At 41.5% G+C, this 14,771-nt stretch carries 18 protein-coding genes and 1 pseudogene; 5 read left to right on the top strand and 14 right to left on the bottom strand.

Features of this window, described 5'->3' with window-relative positions; genetic code table 11:
* Window positions 1–20: 20 nt before the first annotated feature.
* The 8 genes from HNQ34_RS09155 to HNQ34_RS09190 form a co-directional block, all read right to left on the bottom strand.
* Window positions 21–764, bottom strand: a complete 744-nt coding sequence (locus tag HNQ34_RS09155) for a class I SAM-dependent DNA methyltransferase (protein ID WP_183253803.1) — start codon at window positions 762–764, stop codon at window positions 21–23.
* A gap of 209 nt (window positions 765–973) precedes the next feature.
* A complete protein-coding gene (gene rsfS / locus HNQ34_RS09160) occupies window positions 974–1,333 on the bottom strand; it encodes a ribosome silencing factor (protein WP_183253805.1) in 360 nt (119 codons plus the stop codon).
* Complete coding sequence (yqeK, locus tag HNQ34_RS09165; RefSeq protein ID WP_183253807.1) at window positions 1,326–1,907, bottom strand: bis(5'-nucleosyl)-tetraphosphatase (symmetrical) YqeK; 582 nt, start codon at window positions 1,905–1,907, stop codon at window positions 1,326–1,328. Before yqeK ends, rsfS begins: the two co-directional genes overlap by 8 nt.
* Window positions 1,894–2,466 (bottom strand): nicotinate-nucleotide adenylyltransferase, encoded by a 573-nt coding sequence (locus HNQ34_RS09170; RefSeq protein ID WP_183253809.1) that lies wholly within the window; start codon window positions 2,464–2,466, stop codon window positions 1,894–1,896. The genes yqeK and HNQ34_RS09170 overlap by 14 nt, the downstream gene beginning before the upstream one ends.
* A 32-nt stretch (window positions 2,467–2,498) precedes the next feature.
* The gene (gene yhbY / locus HNQ34_RS09175; protein ID WP_183253810.1) at window positions 2,499–2,792 is read right to left on the bottom strand and encodes a ribosome assembly RNA-binding protein YhbY; all 294 of its coding nucleotides are present in this window, start codon (window positions 2,790–2,792) and stop codon (window positions 2,499–2,501) included.
* The gene (gene aroE / locus HNQ34_RS09180; protein ID WP_183253812.1) at window positions 2,786–3,628 is read right to left on the bottom strand and encodes a shikimate dehydrogenase; all 843 of its coding nucleotides are present in this window, start codon (window positions 3,626–3,628) and stop codon (window positions 2,786–2,788) included. Before aroE ends, yhbY begins: the two co-directional genes overlap by 7 nt.
* A gap of 21 nt (window positions 3,629–3,649) precedes the next feature.
* Window positions 3,650–4,744: a ribosome biogenesis GTPase YqeH gene (yqeH, locus tag HNQ34_RS09185; protein ID WP_183253813.1), complete on the bottom strand. Its 1,095-nt coding sequence runs from the start codon at window positions 4,742–4,744 to the stop codon at window positions 3,650–3,652.
* Window positions 4,745–4,748: 4 nt separating this feature from the next.
* The gene (locus tag HNQ34_RS09190) at window positions 4,749–5,264 is read right to left on the bottom strand and encodes a YqeG family HAD IIIA-type phosphatase (RefSeq protein WP_183253815.1); all 516 of its coding nucleotides are present in this window, start codon (window positions 5,262–5,264) and stop codon (window positions 4,749–4,751) included.
* Between the two features lie 343 nt (window positions 5,265–5,607).
* Here HNQ34_RS09190 and HNQ34_RS09195 point away from each other — a divergent pair, with 343 nt between their 5' ends.
* Window positions 5,608–5,748 carry a sporulation histidine kinase inhibitor Sda gene (locus HNQ34_RS09195; protein WP_183253817.1) on the top strand — a complete coding sequence of 47 codons (141 nt, stop codon included), beginning with the start codon at window positions 5,608–5,610 and terminating at the stop codon, window positions 5,746–5,748.
* A gap of 265 nt (window positions 5,749–6,013) precedes the next feature.
* On the opposite strand, the gene HNQ34_RS09200 is transcribed toward HNQ34_RS09195, so the two are convergent.
* Window positions 6,014–6,793, bottom strand: a complete 780-nt coding sequence (locus tag HNQ34_RS09200; protein WP_183253819.1) for a phosphatidylserine decarboxylase — start codon at window positions 6,791–6,793, stop codon at window positions 6,014–6,016.
* A 120-nt stretch (window positions 6,794–6,913) separates the two neighbouring features.
* Between HNQ34_RS09200 and pssA the strand changes: the two genes are divergently transcribed.
* The 3 genes from pssA (at window position 6,914) to motB (ending at window position 9,164) form a co-directional block, all read left to right on the top strand.
* Entirely contained in the window at window positions 6,914–7,453 is a 540-nt protein-coding gene (pssA, locus tag HNQ34_RS09205; protein WP_183253821.1) for a CDP-diacylglycerol--serine O-phosphatidyltransferase, read from the top strand.
* Between the two features lie 177 nt (window positions 7,454–7,630).
* Entirely contained in the window at window positions 7,631–8,422 is a 792-nt protein-coding gene (gene motA, locus HNQ34_RS09210; protein WP_183253823.1) for a flagellar motor stator protein MotA, read from the top strand.
* Window positions 8,415–9,164 (top strand): flagellar motor protein MotB, encoded by a 750-nt coding sequence (motB, locus tag HNQ34_RS09215; protein ID WP_183253825.1) that lies wholly within the window; start codon window positions 8,415–8,417, stop codon window positions 9,162–9,164. The genes motA and motB overlap by 8 nt, the downstream gene beginning before the upstream one ends.
* A gap of 40 nt (window positions 9,165–9,204) precedes the next feature.
* Here motB and ytvI read toward each other — a convergent pair whose 3' ends face one another.
* From ytvI to HNQ34_RS09235, 4 genes are all read right to left on the bottom strand, one after another.
* Window positions 9,205–10,233 carry a sporulation integral membrane protein YtvI gene (gene ytvI, locus HNQ34_RS09220; protein ID WP_183253827.1) on the bottom strand — a complete coding sequence of 343 codons (1,029 nt, stop codon included), beginning with the start codon at window positions 10,231–10,233 and terminating at the stop codon, window positions 9,205–9,207.
* Between the two features lie 100 nt (window positions 10,234–10,333).
* Window positions 10,334–11,113 carry an undecaprenyl-diphosphate phosphatase gene (locus tag HNQ34_RS09225; RefSeq protein ID WP_183253828.1) on the bottom strand — a complete coding sequence of 260 codons (780 nt, stop codon included), beginning with the start codon at window positions 11,111–11,113 and terminating at the stop codon, window positions 10,334–10,336.
* A gap of 10 nt (window positions 11,114–11,123) precedes the next feature.
* A complete protein-coding gene (locus tag HNQ34_RS09230) occupies window positions 11,124–11,726 on the bottom strand; it encodes a DedA family protein (protein ID WP_183253830.1) in 603 nt (200 codons plus the stop codon).
* A gap of 129 nt (window positions 11,727–11,855) precedes the next feature.
* Window positions 11,856–13,121 (bottom strand): cation:dicarboxylate symporter family transporter, encoded by a 1,266-nt coding sequence (locus HNQ34_RS09235; protein ID WP_183253831.1) that lies wholly within the window; start codon window positions 13,119–13,121, stop codon window positions 11,856–11,858.
* A 264-nt stretch (window positions 13,122–13,385) separates the two neighbouring features.
* On the opposite strand from HNQ34_RS09235, the pseudogene HNQ34_RS09240 reads away from it, so the two are divergent.
* A pseudogene (locus HNQ34_RS09240) lies at window positions 13,386–13,734 on the top strand (sigma-70 family RNA polymerase sigma factor); the annotation flags it as partial.
* Window positions 13,735–13,929: 195 nt separating this feature from the next.
* Here the strand turns inward: HNQ34_RS09240 and HNQ34_RS17280 are convergent.
* The gene (locus tag HNQ34_RS17280; RefSeq protein WP_246364002.1) at window positions 13,930–14,652 is read right to left on the bottom strand and encodes a helix-turn-helix domain-containing protein; all 723 of its coding nucleotides are present in this window, start codon (window positions 14,650–14,652) and stop codon (window positions 13,930–13,932) included.
* Between the last annotated feature and the right edge of the window lie 119 nt (window positions 14,653–14,771).

The following is a 14,771-nucleotide window of genomic DNA, read 5'->3' on the forward strand; positions in this document are numbered from 1 at the left end:
TGCCCTCCCGTGTGGACAGCTTATTTTTTCGCCACAAAGAAAATTCTCTCAGCCGTATCATGAGGTGGCACATCCGTAAAATCAGCGCTTACTTCAAGCACTGTAAACCCAGCAGACGTCAACCACTGTTCGTATTGCTTCACATCGAACGTGCGCTGAATGTGCCACTCATCGTATCGTTCGTACCGTCCGTCTTCTTCTTGCACAAAAAACGTCAATTCATGTACCACCGTATGCGGGGTTTCCAATGGATCACATATCCAAATATAGCTGATTGATTCATCGTTGCTTGCAAAAGTCGCACCTTGAAATACATGATCCATTTTATAGACGGAATGAACATCAAACAATAACAGCCCGCCTTCGTGCAACAATTCATAAATTCGTTGAAACGTTTGTTGAATGTCCGTTTCGTTTTGTAAATAATTGAGCGAATCGCAAAAAATTATGACGCCGTCAAATGGCAAAAATCCTTCTAACTCCGTCATGTTTTGTTGAAAAAATTCCACGTTGATGCGCTGTTGCTCCGCTTTTGCTTGTGCACTAGCAAGCATATTTTCTGATAAATCGACCCCGGTCACATCGAATCCGTCTTTCGCTAGCCGAATGGCTAATTCCCCTGTTCCGCAGCCAACATCAAGCAAGCGCTTCGTGTCAGCACGTCCGTACTGTTTAATTTTTTTATGCACAAACGCTCTCCATTCGTCGTACGGTGCATCTTTCATTAATTCGTCATACCAATAAGCAAACGATTCATAAGTCATAGCGCGAAATCACGAAACTCGCGCAAGGAAGCCCCTGCCGAAAGAGTGGGGGGGAATTGCGCCTTGCGCCTTACGCAAGTTTCATTCCCTCCTTTCGATACGTGTATCCATCCAATCGTTGAATGAGACGAATATGTGTCATGACATCTAAACGCGCGGTCTGTTTCCAACCTTGGTCAGGTCAACATGGAGCGTTCAAGCCCACGACTTTAGTCGTTGGGTTGTTGACTCGCTACATCTTCAAGCGGTGCATCGCCCCAAAGGCGCTCCAAATTATAATAAGCGCGGTCATCTTTATGAAATACGTGAACGACGACATCCCCCAAATCAACCAAAATCCATTTTGCTTCTTCAAATCCTTCCAAACGCTTCACCGGAATGTGGTGTTCTTCTGCTTTTTCTTTAATTTCCCGTGCAATAGCTTGCACTTGCTTTTCTGAATTCCCATGGCAAATCATAAAATAATCAGCCACAAGAGAAATGCCTTTCATGTTTAAGGCGACAATATTTTCTGCTTTTTTTTCATCGGCAGCTTGAACGACAACGCGCAAAATATCGTGTTCAGTCATGTACAGATTCCCCCTTTTTCTTCATGATGAGTGCGTTATACGTATGAATCGTATCTGGATAAATCGGCTGATTTTTTTTCAATAAAAACTGAACCGTATTTTTCAATGCTTGAAGAAGCGCTTGATCTAAATCTTGCTGCGCCAATGCACGCACTTCTTCGACTCCTTGAAAAATGCGTCCTGGTTCGATGTAATCCGCTACATAAACAATTTTTTCTAAAAGCGTCATGTCAGCACGCCCGGACGTATGGTAGCGAATCGCCTTTAAAATGTCTTCATCTTGAATGCCTACTTCTGTTTGCACTAAATACGCACCAACCGGAGCATGCCACAGTTCCGTATTATAAGAAAGCAAATCGTTTGGCATATTTTGCTCTAAAATAATTTGTTTCATTTCTTCTTTCGGCCGAAACTTTGCATAGTCATGAAAAATCGCCGCTAATTCCGCCTTCTTCTCATCGGCACCGTATCGCTTCGCCAGCTCAACTGCCGTTTCCATCACGCCGATCGTATGTTGATAGCGATGTTCCGTTAGTTGTTTTTTCACGATTTCTAATGCCTCATGACGTTCCATACAACCTCTTCCTCTCAATGTACTGTCGCACACATTCCGGCACTAAATACCGAATGCTCTTCCCTTGCTTCACCCGCTCGCGAATGAGCGAAGAAGAAACCGCAAATTCTGGAATTTCCACTTCCACGATCGAATACGACGTATGAAGCGAAAACCCTGGCCGTTTCACTCCGACGAACGTGACTAAATGAACAAGCTGATCAATGCAATACCAATGCGGCAAATATTCTACCATGTCCGCACCGATAATAAAATAAAATTCATACTTAGGATATAACGCTTTTAATTGGCGCATTGTGTCATACGTATAAGACGGGCCGCTCCGTTTTAATTCGATCGTTTCTATTTTGAAATAAGGATGATCAGCAATCGCCAGTTCCAGCATATGCAGCCGATCATCGCTGTTCGTTATTTGTTCATGTTGTTTATGAGGAGGGATATGGTTCGGCATAAACCAAATTTCCGATAACGATAAAGCGTGTAACACTTCGTTCGCCATTAACAAATGGCCGTTATGCGGCGGATCAAACGTCCCCCCGAAAATTCCAATTTTTTTCATTATTCCCTTCCCCTTGTGAGCCGGGTATTGATTTAACGCGGTAAAATAATTTGTTTATTTTCTTTCGATTCTTTATAAAGCACGATCGTGTTTCCGATCGTTTGCACAAGCTCTGCTTTTGCGCCGGAAGCAAGTTGCGCGGCCACCGTTTCCCGTTCCTCTTCACAATTTTGCAAGACGCTTACTTTAATTAATTCACGCGCTTCTAGCGCATCGACAATTTGCTTCACCATATTTTCATTGACTCCGCCTTTTCCGACTTGGAAAATTGGCTTTAAATGATGGGCCGCTGCCCGTAAAAAACGTTTTTGTTTTCCTGTTAACATGTTTTTCCTCCTAATTGTTGAATGACCACTTGTTTCATCCGTTCGACGTCCGGAAAAATTCCCGTCCACTTTTCAAACGCCAGTGCCCCTTGATAAACAAACATGCCGACTCCGTTTTGTACGATCGCACCTTTCTGCCGCGCTTCTTTTAGCCATTTCGTTTCAAGCGGATTGTAAATAATATCGCTAACGATAGTGTGCTCTTTCATGCAAGTAAGCGAAAGCGGCATCACTTCCACGTCCGGATAAAGACCGACCGATGTCGTATTAATAATGATCTCATACTCGCTCAAACGCTCTTCTGCTTCTTGAAGCGAATAAGCAGTAGAAGCGACGGAAACATCACATTCCTCTATTAGCTTCTCTGCTTTAAGCTTTGTGCGGTTACAAATATCGATCCGCAAAGCTTGTGCGCTAGCTAACGCAAAATAAATGCCCCTTGCCGCTCCGCCCGCGCCAATGAGCAAAATGTGTTTTCCTTGAATGTCTGTTTTTGTTTCTTCCGACAGCGCCCGCACAAACCCCGAGCCATCTGTATTATAGCCGATCAGGCGCCCGTTTTCATTGACAATTGTGTTCACCGCTCCGATGCGTGCTGCCATTTCATCGATTTCATCCAAGAACGGAATGACCGCCGTTTTATGCGGAATCGTCACATTCACCCCCGAAATACCGAGCGCTTTTAGTCCTTTGATCGCCTCTTGCAAATCTTCTTTCTCGACATGAAACGCGTGATAATGTGCATCGATCCCGAGCAGCTGAAACGCATCGTTATGCATCAATGGCGATAGCGAATGATGAATCGGACAACCAATCACCCCGTAAAGCTTCTTCATTTTCCTCTCCCCCCTAAATCTTTAAATCAGCGATTTTCTGATCAGTACATTTACACCTTTTGGCACATAAGCAACGATTTGCGCCCCCGGTTCGTTACACGTCACCCAACCAAGGCCGGAAAATACGATATCCGTTTTCGGCTCTTTAATTGTAAACGAATGCGAAACGAGCGGTGGGAACTCGTCGACATAATTTTTTTTCGGCGGCTGCAGCAATTCCCCCCGCTGTTTTTCGTAAAGCTCATCAGCGTTTTCTAATTTCGTTCGATGAATTAAGAGCTCGTTTGCAAAATAGCAAACGAACGAACGGCGACCTCCCTTGATATAATCAAGCCGTGCAAGTCCGCCGAAAAATAGCGTTTGCCGTTCATTCAACTGGTACACTTTCGGATGAATTTCCCGCTTTGGCGTGATCGTTTTTAAATCTTTTTTATCAACAAAATGCGCCATTTGGTGATGGTTGATAATCCCCGGTGTGTCGTAAATCGCCGCACCGTCATCGAGCGGAATTTCGATGATATCAAGCGTCGTTCCTAGAAAATATGACGTTGTGATCACGCTTCGTTCTCCTGTCACTTCTTGAATGATGCGGTTAATGAACGTCGATTTGCCAACATTTGTACAACCGACGACATATACATCTTTTCCTGACCGATGCTGTTCGATCGCTTCCATCACGCGCTTCATTCCGATTCCTTTAGATGCGCTGATTAAACAAACATCGATCGGCTGAAGTCCTAGCTCTTTCGCTGATTTTTTCATCCACTGAATGAGCTTTGGATATTTCGCCGATTTCGGAAGCAAATCGACTTTGTTGCCGACAAGCAAAATCGGATTGTTGCCGACAAAACGATGCAATCCCGGCAACCAGCTGCCGTTAAAATCAAAAATATCGACAATTTTCACGACAAGCGCATCTGATTGGCCGATTCCGTGCAAAATTTTTAAAAAGTCATCGTCCGTTAACGACACGTCTTGAATCACATTATAATGTTTCAAACGAAAGCAGCGCTGGCAAATGATTTCTTCTTTTTCCAAAGCGGCAGGAGGAGCATAGCCGATTTTGTTCTCGTCTTCTGTTTGAATTTGTACTCCACAACCGATACAACGAATCATGTAATCATTCCTCCCAATAAATCATCCCTTTTCGTCTCATCATATGCAAAAGTTGCCGTTCAATTTTCCGGTTGAACCTCGTCCAAAATCCGTCCGTTTGCGCAACAGGAACAACTAAAATCGTATGCAAGCCAAGCCGGTTGCCGCCTAATACGTCAGTTAACAATTGATCACCAATAACAACAACTTCTTCTTTTTTTAAATTCATCTCCTTTAGCGCTTGTTGGAACGCCCGCGTTAACGGCTTTCTCGCTTCAAAAATAAACGGAATGCCGAGCGGGTCGGCAAACGATTTTACTCGATTCTTGTTATTATTTGATACGATCACAACTTGAATGCCACTATTTCTCATGTCTTCAAACCATTTGACTAGCTGCGGCGTCGCCGCCGGGCGATCCCATTCGACAAGCGTATTATCTAAATCAGTAATAATCCCTTTTACTCCTTTTTCTTTCAGCTGTTTAGGCGTGATTTCCAATACGTTTTTTGCGTATTGATTCGGCAAAAAATAATGCAGCACGCACCTTTTCCCACCTTTCGCTTCCGTAATCCAACCTTTTCTCATCATACATAATTTTCGACATCGTTTCAAAACAAACTTTTACAAATATATACAAAACTAAAAAAAATTTCGACAAAATTCTCCTTTTTCACAAACTGTGGATAAATATACCCACATCATTCACAGCCATTTTTCCTTGCTTTTAAACGTTTATAAACATATTTTCCACACGTTATCCACCAGTTGCTGTGGATAACAGAACAGTTGTTCTCTGCGCATAATCGTGATACAGTAAAAGTAACTTACCATTATATGTATTGGTTGTCACTTTTATTCTATCGTTAAAAGGAGGGTTCTCGCCATGAAATATTTATCGGACGATTTGCTGATCGAATCGTATTATAAAGCAGTAGAATTAAAGTTGAACCCTGAGTTTATCGAGTTAATCGAAAGAGAAATTTTCCGACGTTCATTGGGACATAAAATTAAACTTTCATCATAATGGGAGCCATCGGGCTCTTTTTTTAAAGATAAGGAAGTATAAGTTTCTCAATCGCTTCCTAACTCCAAGCGCCATCCGTAGGCGTTGACACATTGATTTACTCCTTCGAACCGAGCCTACCCATGCAAAGCCATGCTTTGCTTCGTCTGAGCCTTTTCACGGCGAGGCTTGTGCGATCTTCACGGAACTAGGACGACGGCATTTCGCCGCTCTCCGCAGGACGCAGGCTGCTTTTAGGCGAAATGGGAGGCACTTTGCGCCTTTCTTATTTCCAGTAACCGATTCGCTCGCCAACTTTAATCCCCATCGGCGCGACAATTCGCGAATCAAGTTTGACGCTATCTTTTTCAAACAACAAAACAACGGTTGAACCAAATGAAAAATAAGCCATTTCTTGTCCTTTGATCAGATGTTCATTTGGATGGGTCAATTCAATGCTGTTGACAAACATCGCACCCACTTTGACTACTGCTAAATGCTTTCCGCCGTCACTTATCTCGGTAATCATCCGATAATTTTTTGACAACGGTTTTTTTCCATACTTTAAGCCAAGTCGATTGACAGGGTAGGACCTTTTCCCGAGCGCCCATTGTCTCGTGATAACTCCAGATATTGGACTATGAATGCGATGATAATGGCTTGGACTTAAATATAAAATGATAAATAGTCCGTTTAAATATTTTTCGGCAATTGCTTCGCTTCCGAGCATCTCCGAAATGGAGTATGTTTTTCCTTTCACAACGATGTTTTTTTGTTCGCTAATAGTACCGATCTCTTCAATAACCGCATCGACAGGGCTAATGATGCTGTTGGGTGTTTCATCAATCGGCCTTGCGTCAGCTTTTAATTTACGAATAAACAGCTGCTGCAGTGTTTTATAATAACGCAAACTTTTTTCCATCTCATCTTGATTAATCTCGTACACTTTTGCATAAGATGGAATAAGCCAAGCGCTGAGTCGTGATTTTGTAAAAAACGCAATAAATTTTGCAGAAATCGCATGATTGGTTAATTCAATCATGAGCCGGTATAACCATTTTAACAAACATATTCCCTCCAATTTATCCTAGAATGAACTTTTACTACTTCCCATATTATAAATAAAATGAGTATAATGGAAGTATATCTTGTTGTTTCGTCCGATAGTGAAAAGGAGCGTGAAAGCATGTTTTTATCCGATTATATTGATCATACGTTAAAAAAGCTGAAAGCGAATACTGCGAACATATTGACCTTGACCAATTTGACGCTAGGCGGCTTTTCCATTTTATTCACGATGAAGGGGCAGTTCAACGCCAGCTTGTTGTTTATTTTTCTCGCTGCGCTCGCCGATCGGTTCGATGGAACGGTTGCGCGAAAGCTCAATATTGAATCGGAACTTGGCAAACAATTGGACTCAATGAGTGATATTATATCATTTGGAGTGGCACCCGCACTATTGCTTTATCAAAGTTTATTGCAAGATTTTGGCGTACCTGGCGCGTTTTTTACGATTTTATATATCGGCTGCGGCGCGTTTCGTCTGGCGCGCTTTAACATTTCGGAAAACAACGGCTATTTTTCCGGTTTGCCGATTACCGCTGCAGGTGTGTTGCTTACGTTAAGCTATTTAACGATTCATTATTTTCCACCGCAATTTTTCATTTTTCTCATTATGATTTTATCATTTTTAATGGTCGGAACGTTTAAGTTGAAAAAAGTGTGACGGTCACGGCTGTCCATATAACGGACAGCTTTTTCTATTTAATTTTAAGATTCGTACCAAATTCCCTTTTCAATCTTTTATATTAATTATATGATAAGTTTGAACAATGAATGAGGTTTGTTCACGTAAATAAAGCAACTGTGTTTGTATGTTGTACAAGTAACGGGGGGATTGTTTTTGGATAAAACGTCGATTATTGGGATTATTCTCGGAATTATTGCCGTAGGGCTTGGTATGTATTTTAAAGGAGTCAGCCCTAGCGTATTAATCAACCCTGCTGCATTTTTTATCATCATCGTCGGAACAGCGGCAGCGGTTACAATCGCCTTTCCTACCCGAGATATTAAGCGGCTTCCAAAATTGTTTAGAGTCATTTTTAAAGAGCAAAAAATTCCGACGATCGAGGAGCTTATTCCTCTTTTCGTCGAATGGGCAAACATTGCACGGCGCGAAGGATTGTTAGCGTTAGAAGCAAAAGTAGAAGAGATTGAAGATCCGTTTTTGCGCAACGGGCTCAGCTTAGCGATTGACGGACAAACGCAAGATTTTATTCGCGATGTCATGTCCGAAGAAATTGCGGCGATGGAAGAGCGCCATCAAGCAAATGCTGCCATTTTTACACAAGCCGGGACATATGCTCCGACGCTCGGGGTATTAGGGGCAGTCGTAGGATTAATTGCTGCTTTAGGAAATATGGATAACGTCGGCGAACTCGGCCTTGCAATTAGTTCGGCGTTCGTGGCGACATTGATGGGGATTTTCACAGGATATGTATTATGGCACCCATTTGCGAATAAATTAAAACAAAAATCAAAAGAAGAAGCAAAAGTAAGACAGGTAATGATCGAAGGAGTGTTATCGATTTTAGAAGGACAAGCACCGCGTGCAATCGAACAAAAATTGGCATCCTATCTCCCGGAAAGCGAACGGAAAAAAATATTAGGACAGGGAGAGGCAAAAAATGAGTAAAAAAAAGAAGCATCACCGTGAAGATCATATTGATGAAACATGGCTCATTCCGTATGCAGATTTATTGACGTTGTTGCTGGCACTTTTTATCGTGTTGTTTGCAAGCAGTCAAATCGACCAAAAAAAATTCGATCAAATCGCTCGCTCCCTCAGCAGCGCATTAGCGGGCGGTGTAGGGGTATTTGATTTTCCAAGTCCTGTTGAACAAAACAATCCGCAAACATCAATTCCGAACAAAGAGCGGTTAACAAAAAATCAACAACAAGCCATTATTGAACAAAAAGGATTGCGGGAAATTCAAGCGAAAATCAATCAATATATTGAAACCCAACATTTGCAAAGCGATTTGAAAACAACTTTAACCGAAGAAGGACTACTTGTGACGATTTCCAACGACGTGCTATTTGATTCAGGAAGCGCAGAAGTAAAGCCGCAATATAAACAAGTCGCCAAAGAAATTTCCCGTCTGCTTGTTATGAATCCACCGCGCAACATTATCGTCAGCGGTCATACGGACAACGTTCCAATTCACAATTCAAAATTTGCCTCAAACTGGGAATTAAGTGTGATGCGGGCAGTCAATTTTATGAAACTGCTCTTAGAAAACAAACAGCTCGATCCTCGCTTGTTTAGCGCGAAAGGATACGGAGAGTTTCAGCCGATCGCATCGAATGACACACCAGAAGGGCGAATGAAGAACCGCCGCGTTGAAATTCTTATTGCCCCTAATACAAGTAAGTAAAAAGGCTGACTAGGGATCTCACTTCCCGTCAGCCTTTTTACTAAATTTTAAACGTAAATTTAATAACCCCCGCTTTGACCATCGCCTCGATAATAATAACGAGCGCAGGTCCGACAAACAACCCGGCAAAGCCTAGCAACCGGAAACCTAAATATACGCTCACTAAAGCCGCCAGCGGGCTAATGCCTAAATTGGAAGAGAAAATTTTCGGCTCAATTGTCCGGCGAATGACCGTGATCACAACAAATAAGACAATAAGGCCAATTCCTGTCGCTTCATGGCCGTTGGCGATGTTCAAAATCCCCCATGGCACAAGTACCGACCCTGTTCCTAAAATCGGCAAAATGTCCACAATCACAATCAAAAGCGAAAACAGGAGAGGATAATCGACTCTTAATATTAACAATCCGCCTAACGCAAGCAAAAACGTAATGATGCTCAACAAAAATTGCGCCTTGATAAAACCGACACCCGCGCGGCTTAATTGCGTCATAATAATCGTTAGCCGCTGCTTCGTACGTTCCGATAAATGCATTTCGATCCCTTTTTTCAGCTTCGGCCAATCTAAACTAATGAGAAAAAGCGCGATTAAATAAACGAGAAAATGAATCATAAACTCCGGAATCATCGTAATATAACGAATCATCGATTGAGTTACATTCGTCGCAAACGACAGAAGCAAGTTTTTTACTGTCTCTACACTATTTTCTAGTGAATCAATAATTTCTCTCGGTATGGAACTGGAGTACGACTGCCACCTCTGAATCAATTGATTCACAACAGTCGTCATTTCAGATAAAAGAAACGGGAGTTTTTGGGAAAACATCATCGTTTGCTCGACGAGAATCACAACGATGAAATAAGAAATACACCCCATTCCTAATAAAAAAAGGGAAAATACAATCGTCACAGCATGAATACGTTTCATGCGATCATTTTTTTGCAATTTTTTTACTGGCGGTTCTAACAAAAGTGCTGTAATAAACGCCAAAATAAGCGGCAAACTATACGGGATAAGAAAAAATCCCACTGCTACGATCAAAGCCAAAACAATCCATTTTTTTACCATCGTATCCCATTCAACCCATTTCTTTTTTCAATTTTCTCTAATGATAACTATAGCGAATGAAGACGGTATAATCAACAAAGAACGGCCACTACGGACCGTTTTAAAATCTCCCTGTTATTTGAAACGTCAACACAAGCAAGCCAAGAATCCATACATAAGCCGCAAATAATTTGAGCGAATGTTTTTGCAAATAGCGGATCATCCACCGCACCGCGATATAGCCGAATAAAGCCGATGAAACAGTTCCGGCAAACAAGGAGCTTGCGGAAATTTGTTCCACCCTTCCTTCAAGCAAATCGAATGACTGCAAAACAATCGCCCCTGCGATGGCCGGGATCGATAATAAGAAAGAAAAATACGCAGACGTTTCGCGATCTAATTTGCGAATTAGTCCGCCGACAATCGTCAGCCCAGAACGAGAAATTGCTGGAAAAATCGCTGCTGCTTGAAAGATACCAATCACGAACGCATCAGTGTATGTAATATCTTCCATGCGCTTATAGCCATTTTTCACTCCATCGGCAACCCAAAGAAATACAGCGGTAATGAGAAATTCCCAACCGATCGTAACACCTGTTTTTGAAATTTCTTCAAAATAATCTTTAAGCAACAATCCTACGACAACCGCCGGGATTGTGCCAATGACTAACAAAAAAGTAAGCTTGCTGAGCGGCTTTCGAATCATGTAAAGCAATTCTTCTTTATAAATAACAAATACCGCAATTAATGTTCCGATATGAAGCATCGTATCGAGAAACAAACCTGCCTCGTCTAGACCGAATAAACGCCTTCCTAAATACAAATGACCGGTGCTACTAATCGGCAAAAATTCGGTCAGACCTTGAATCATCCCTAAAATAAATGCTTCAAATTTTGTCATCTTCCCCTCCCTAGACAGATCCATTTTTTCTACGACGATAAAAATGGAAGCCGATATACAACAGCATGGCAACAATCGCTCCGATGATCACCGGACGTAAATACGGCTGGGCGATTTCATTAATTTTTTGCCAATTGCTTCCTAGACGCTCGCCAAGAAAAATAAAGAAAATCGACCAAGGAATAACAGCCCCTACAGTATATAAAGTAAATTTCGACCATGACATTTTCGCAACGCCGGCCGGAATCGAAATCGCATGACGGACAACGGGAATAAATCTTGCGGTAAAAATGACACCCGGTCCGTATTTTTGGAACCATTCTTCTGACAAATCAAGATGTTTTTTCTTAATTAACAAATATTTTCCGTATTTATCCAAAAATGGACGACCACCATAAAGCCCCATCCAATAAAGAAAAAGTTGTGCAATCGTGCCACCGATCGTTCCAGCGATGACCGCGCCGACAAAAGACACTTCTCCTCGCGACACTAAATAACCCGCATACGCTAGTACAATTTCGCTCGGAATGACTTCAATCATTAAAGCAAGCGCAATTCCGATGTACCCTAAATCAACGAGAAACGTAAAAATTGTTTGAATGAACTCGTGCATCCTATTTCCTCCTAATGTATAAACCAAGCTCTTATTACACCATATTCAACAGTAAATTATACTATACGGTAAATCGGAAAAAAATAAAAAAATTCGGCCACCTCACTCATGAGGTAGCCACGATTTCGGTTATGCGCTTTTAACCACTTCATTGACGTATTGAGCTGCTTTTTCTTCGTTATATTGCCCTTCCCACTTTGACATGACAACTGCAGCGAGCGAGTTGCCGATGACGTTGACCGCTGTGCGCGCCATGTCTAAAATGCGGTCAATGCCAGCGATAAATGCTAAGCCTTCGACCGGAATTCCGACCGTTCCGAGCGTCGCTAACAAGACGACAAACGATACGCCTGGCACTCCGGCAATTCCTTTCGAGGTGACCATCAGCACTAATAAAAGCGAAATTTGTTGAGAAATTGGCATATCGATGCCGTACAACTGCGCGATAAAAATTGCCGCTAACGCTTGATACAGCGTAGAGCCATCTAAGTTAAAGGAATACCCTGTCGGAATGACAAATGACGTAATCGCCTTTGGGCAGCCGAACTTCTCCATTTTCTCCATAACTTTCGGCAACACCGTTTCTGAACTGGCTGTACTATAAGCAAGAATGAGTTCGTCTTTTAAAATTTTAATAATATTCCATATATTTACTCCAGCTAATTTAGCCACAATCCCAAGAACAACAATGATGAAGAAAAGCATCGTGCCATATACAACAATGACTAATTTGCTTAACGGAATGAGCGATTGCACGCCGAATTTCGAAACGGTTACGCCAATTAAAGCAAATACGCCCAACGGCGCAAATTTCATAATTTGGTTCGTGACGTAAAACATCGCTTCGGCTACGCCCTGGAAAAACTGCAATACTATTTTCCCTTTTTCGCCGATCGCCGCAACCCCTAAACCGAACATGACAGAAAAGAAAATAATCGCCAACATGTTTCCGGTTGAGAGCGCTTCAAAAATGTTTTTCGGAACGATATTGACGACGGTGTCAATCATCGAATGGCTTTGTACTTGATTCGTTGTATCGACATATGTTTGAATGTCGGTTTTTTCAAGCGTCTTCATATTGACGCCCGCGCCTGGTTGAAACAAGTTTGCAGCTAGTAGTCCAACGACGATTGCTATTGTAGTAATAATTTCAAAATAAACAATTGTTTTTCCACCCAATTTTCCAAGTTTTTTAATATCACCAACGTTTGCGACACCAACCACAAGGCTCGCCACGACAATTGGAATAACGATCATTTTAATTAAACGAAGGAAAATATCACCAATCGGCTGCAAATAAGTCGCGACTTCCGGATTTCCATAAAAAACAGTCCCGACTGCAATCCCGAGGAGCAATCCAATAAAAATTTGCCATGCCAATCCTATTTTTCTCATTCGTCTACCTCCTTTTGGACATAAAATAACAAAGTTATTCTAATATGATCAATGTGACGTGTCAATAATATTTTTATAATAATGTAAATAACTTCCTTTCTTTTTTTCTGTGAAAATAAACGATCCATGAGCGTTGTTTTCATGTTTGGGTGGAGAGTAAAAATTATTCATGGATGTTTTATGTGTCCAAACACGGACAATCTTTCTCATTCATACATATAAGTAATAGGCGCACGCCTAAAACGACGAGGGTGGGGTGAGAAAATGTCCGGCATTTTGTCTGCATTGGCGTTCATTATGAAAGAATTAATGTTTTTAGTTTCATATATTAAAAACAATGCATTTCCCCAGCCGTTGAGCGCACAAGAGGAAGAAAAATATTTGCAGCAGATGGCAGAAGGCGACGAAGAGGCGCGCAATCTGTTAATTGAGCATAACTTGCGGCTTGTCGCTCATATTGTGAAAAAGTTTGAAAATACAGGCGAAGATGTGGAAGATTTAATTTCAATCGGCACGATCGGCTTGATTAAAGCGATTGAAAGCTATTCGCAAGGAAAAGGAACGAAACTGGCGACATACGCAGCGCGATGCATCGAAAATGAGATTTTAATAACAATAGTGTGCGTAAATAAATGTAAACGCCACCCCGATCGGAGTGACGCCCTACTTCAAATAAAATATCCACGATACAATCATAACACGTCTAAACAGAAATATTCTGTCATTTTTCCTTCATTTTTCTTTCAGTTTTCTGTCACTTTTTCTTAAACGACGTGATACCTGTTTTTCTGTCACTTGGTTGATATCACTATTTTCTAATTACTAGTTGAGCGCAAATGGTTTCAATTTTATCGTTGATAACAATTTTGTGCTCATAAGAACCATAAAACACGTTATCTTCTCCGTATTCTTCAACTAATTCTCTTATGATTAGTCGTTTTATTTTTTCTTTTTCCATATCTGTGTACTCAATCTCTTTTTCATCGAGTATATCTTCAATCTCATCAACATAATCGCACGCGTAGAACATGTCCGCTTCATCAATAAATGTTTTCAATCCATCGACGTAATTTTCAACAATCTCCTTCATCCACGAATCATCTAAACGACCAGCCACTCGTTCCATCCCTTTATAAGTGACTAACCACGTGCCACCACTTTTCCGTGCTTCACTTACCTTAAACTTCCCTCGCTCAATCCATTTAACGACGGTGTTCTGTCCTAATTCCCATATTTTTTCCGCTTCACGCGCCGTGTAAACAGCCGTGATCGGTGATATATTGCCACTAATCAAATAAACTTCAACAATGTAATAACCGTCTTCTTCTGATGGATATATGTCGATCGTCACTCTACCGACATTCTCGCCTTTCTCATTAGTTAAACTTATCTTTCTGCGTTCGAGTGGATATATGTTATCCGCTGCATCCAAATCCCATTCGTATGCTCCTTCAATCATCTCAAATACCTTCTCGATCGCTCCGTTAAATGCGTCATCTCTGCTTCCATACTCTTCTTTAAACATCAACATTTTGATTTCCCCTTTCAGTTTTGTTTTTTTTAGAAAAGACAGGAGGAGAAGAAGATTATACGTATAACTCTACACGCATGCGGTCAAATGCTCCCTTTAAGCGCCCGCTTAAAAATTGC

Source organism: Anoxybacteroides tepidamans (genome assembly GCF_014201465.1).
Taxonomy (GTDB): Bacteria; Bacillota; Bacilli; order Bacillales; family Anoxybacillaceae; genus Anoxybacteroides; species Anoxybacteroides tepidamans.

Excerpts from the sequence above, each read along its gene's own strand:
- HNQ34_RS09155 (WP_183253803.1), bottom strand. The coding sequence starts at position 764 with ATGACTTATGAATCGTTTGCTTATTGGTATGACGAATTAATGAAAGAT.
- rsfS (WP_183253805.1), bottom strand. The coding sequence starts at position 1,333 with ATGACTGAACACGATATTTTGCGCGTTGTCGTTCAAGCTGCCGATGAA.
- yqeK (WP_183253807.1), bottom strand. The coding sequence starts at position 1,907 with ATGGAACGTCATGAGGCATTAGAAATCGTGAAAAAACAACTAACGGAA.
- HNQ34_RS09170 (WP_183253809.1), bottom strand. The coding sequence starts at position 2,466 with ATGAAAAAAATTGGAATTTTCGGGGGGACGTTTGATCCGCCGCATAAC.
- yhbY (WP_183253810.1), bottom strand. The coding sequence starts at position 2,792 with ATGTTAACAGGAAAACAAAAACGTTTTTTACGGGCAGCGGCCCATCAT.
- aroE (WP_183253812.1), bottom strand. The coding sequence starts at position 3,628 with ATGAAGAAGCTTTACGGGGTGATTGGTTGTCCGATTCATCATTCGCTA.
- yqeH (WP_183253813.1), bottom strand. The coding sequence starts at position 4,744 with ATGATTCGTTGTATCGGTTGTGGAGTACAAATTCAAACAGAAGACGAG.
- HNQ34_RS09195 (WP_183253817.1), top strand. The coding sequence starts at position 5,608 with ATGAAATATTTATCGGACGATTTGCTGATCGAATCGTATTATAAAGCA.
- pssA (WP_183253821.1), top strand. The coding sequence starts at position 6,914 with ATGTTTTTATCCGATTATATTGATCATACGTTAAAAAAGCTGAAAGCG.
- motB (WP_183253825.1), top strand. The coding sequence starts at position 8,415 with ATGAGTAAAAAAAAGAAGCATCACCGTGAAGATCATATTGATGAAACA.
- ytvI (WP_183253827.1), bottom strand. The coding sequence starts at position 10,233 with ATGGTAAAAAAATGGATTGTTTTGGCTTTGATCGTAGCAGTGGGATTT.
- HNQ34_RS09225 (WP_183253828.1), bottom strand. The coding sequence starts at position 11,113 with ATGACAAAATTTGAAGCATTTATTTTAGGGATGATTCAAGGTCTGACC.
- HNQ34_RS09230 (WP_183253830.1), bottom strand. The coding sequence starts at position 11,726 with ATGCACGAGTTCATTCAAACAATTTTTACGTTTCTCGTTGATTTAGGG.
- HNQ34_RS09235 (WP_183253831.1), bottom strand. The coding sequence starts at position 13,121 with ATGAGAAAAATAGGATTGGCATGGCAAATTTTTATTGGATTGCTCCTC.
- HNQ34_RS17280 (WP_246364002.1), bottom strand. The coding sequence starts at position 14,652 with ATGTTGATGTTTAAAGAAGAGTATGGAAGCAGAGATGACGCATTTAAC.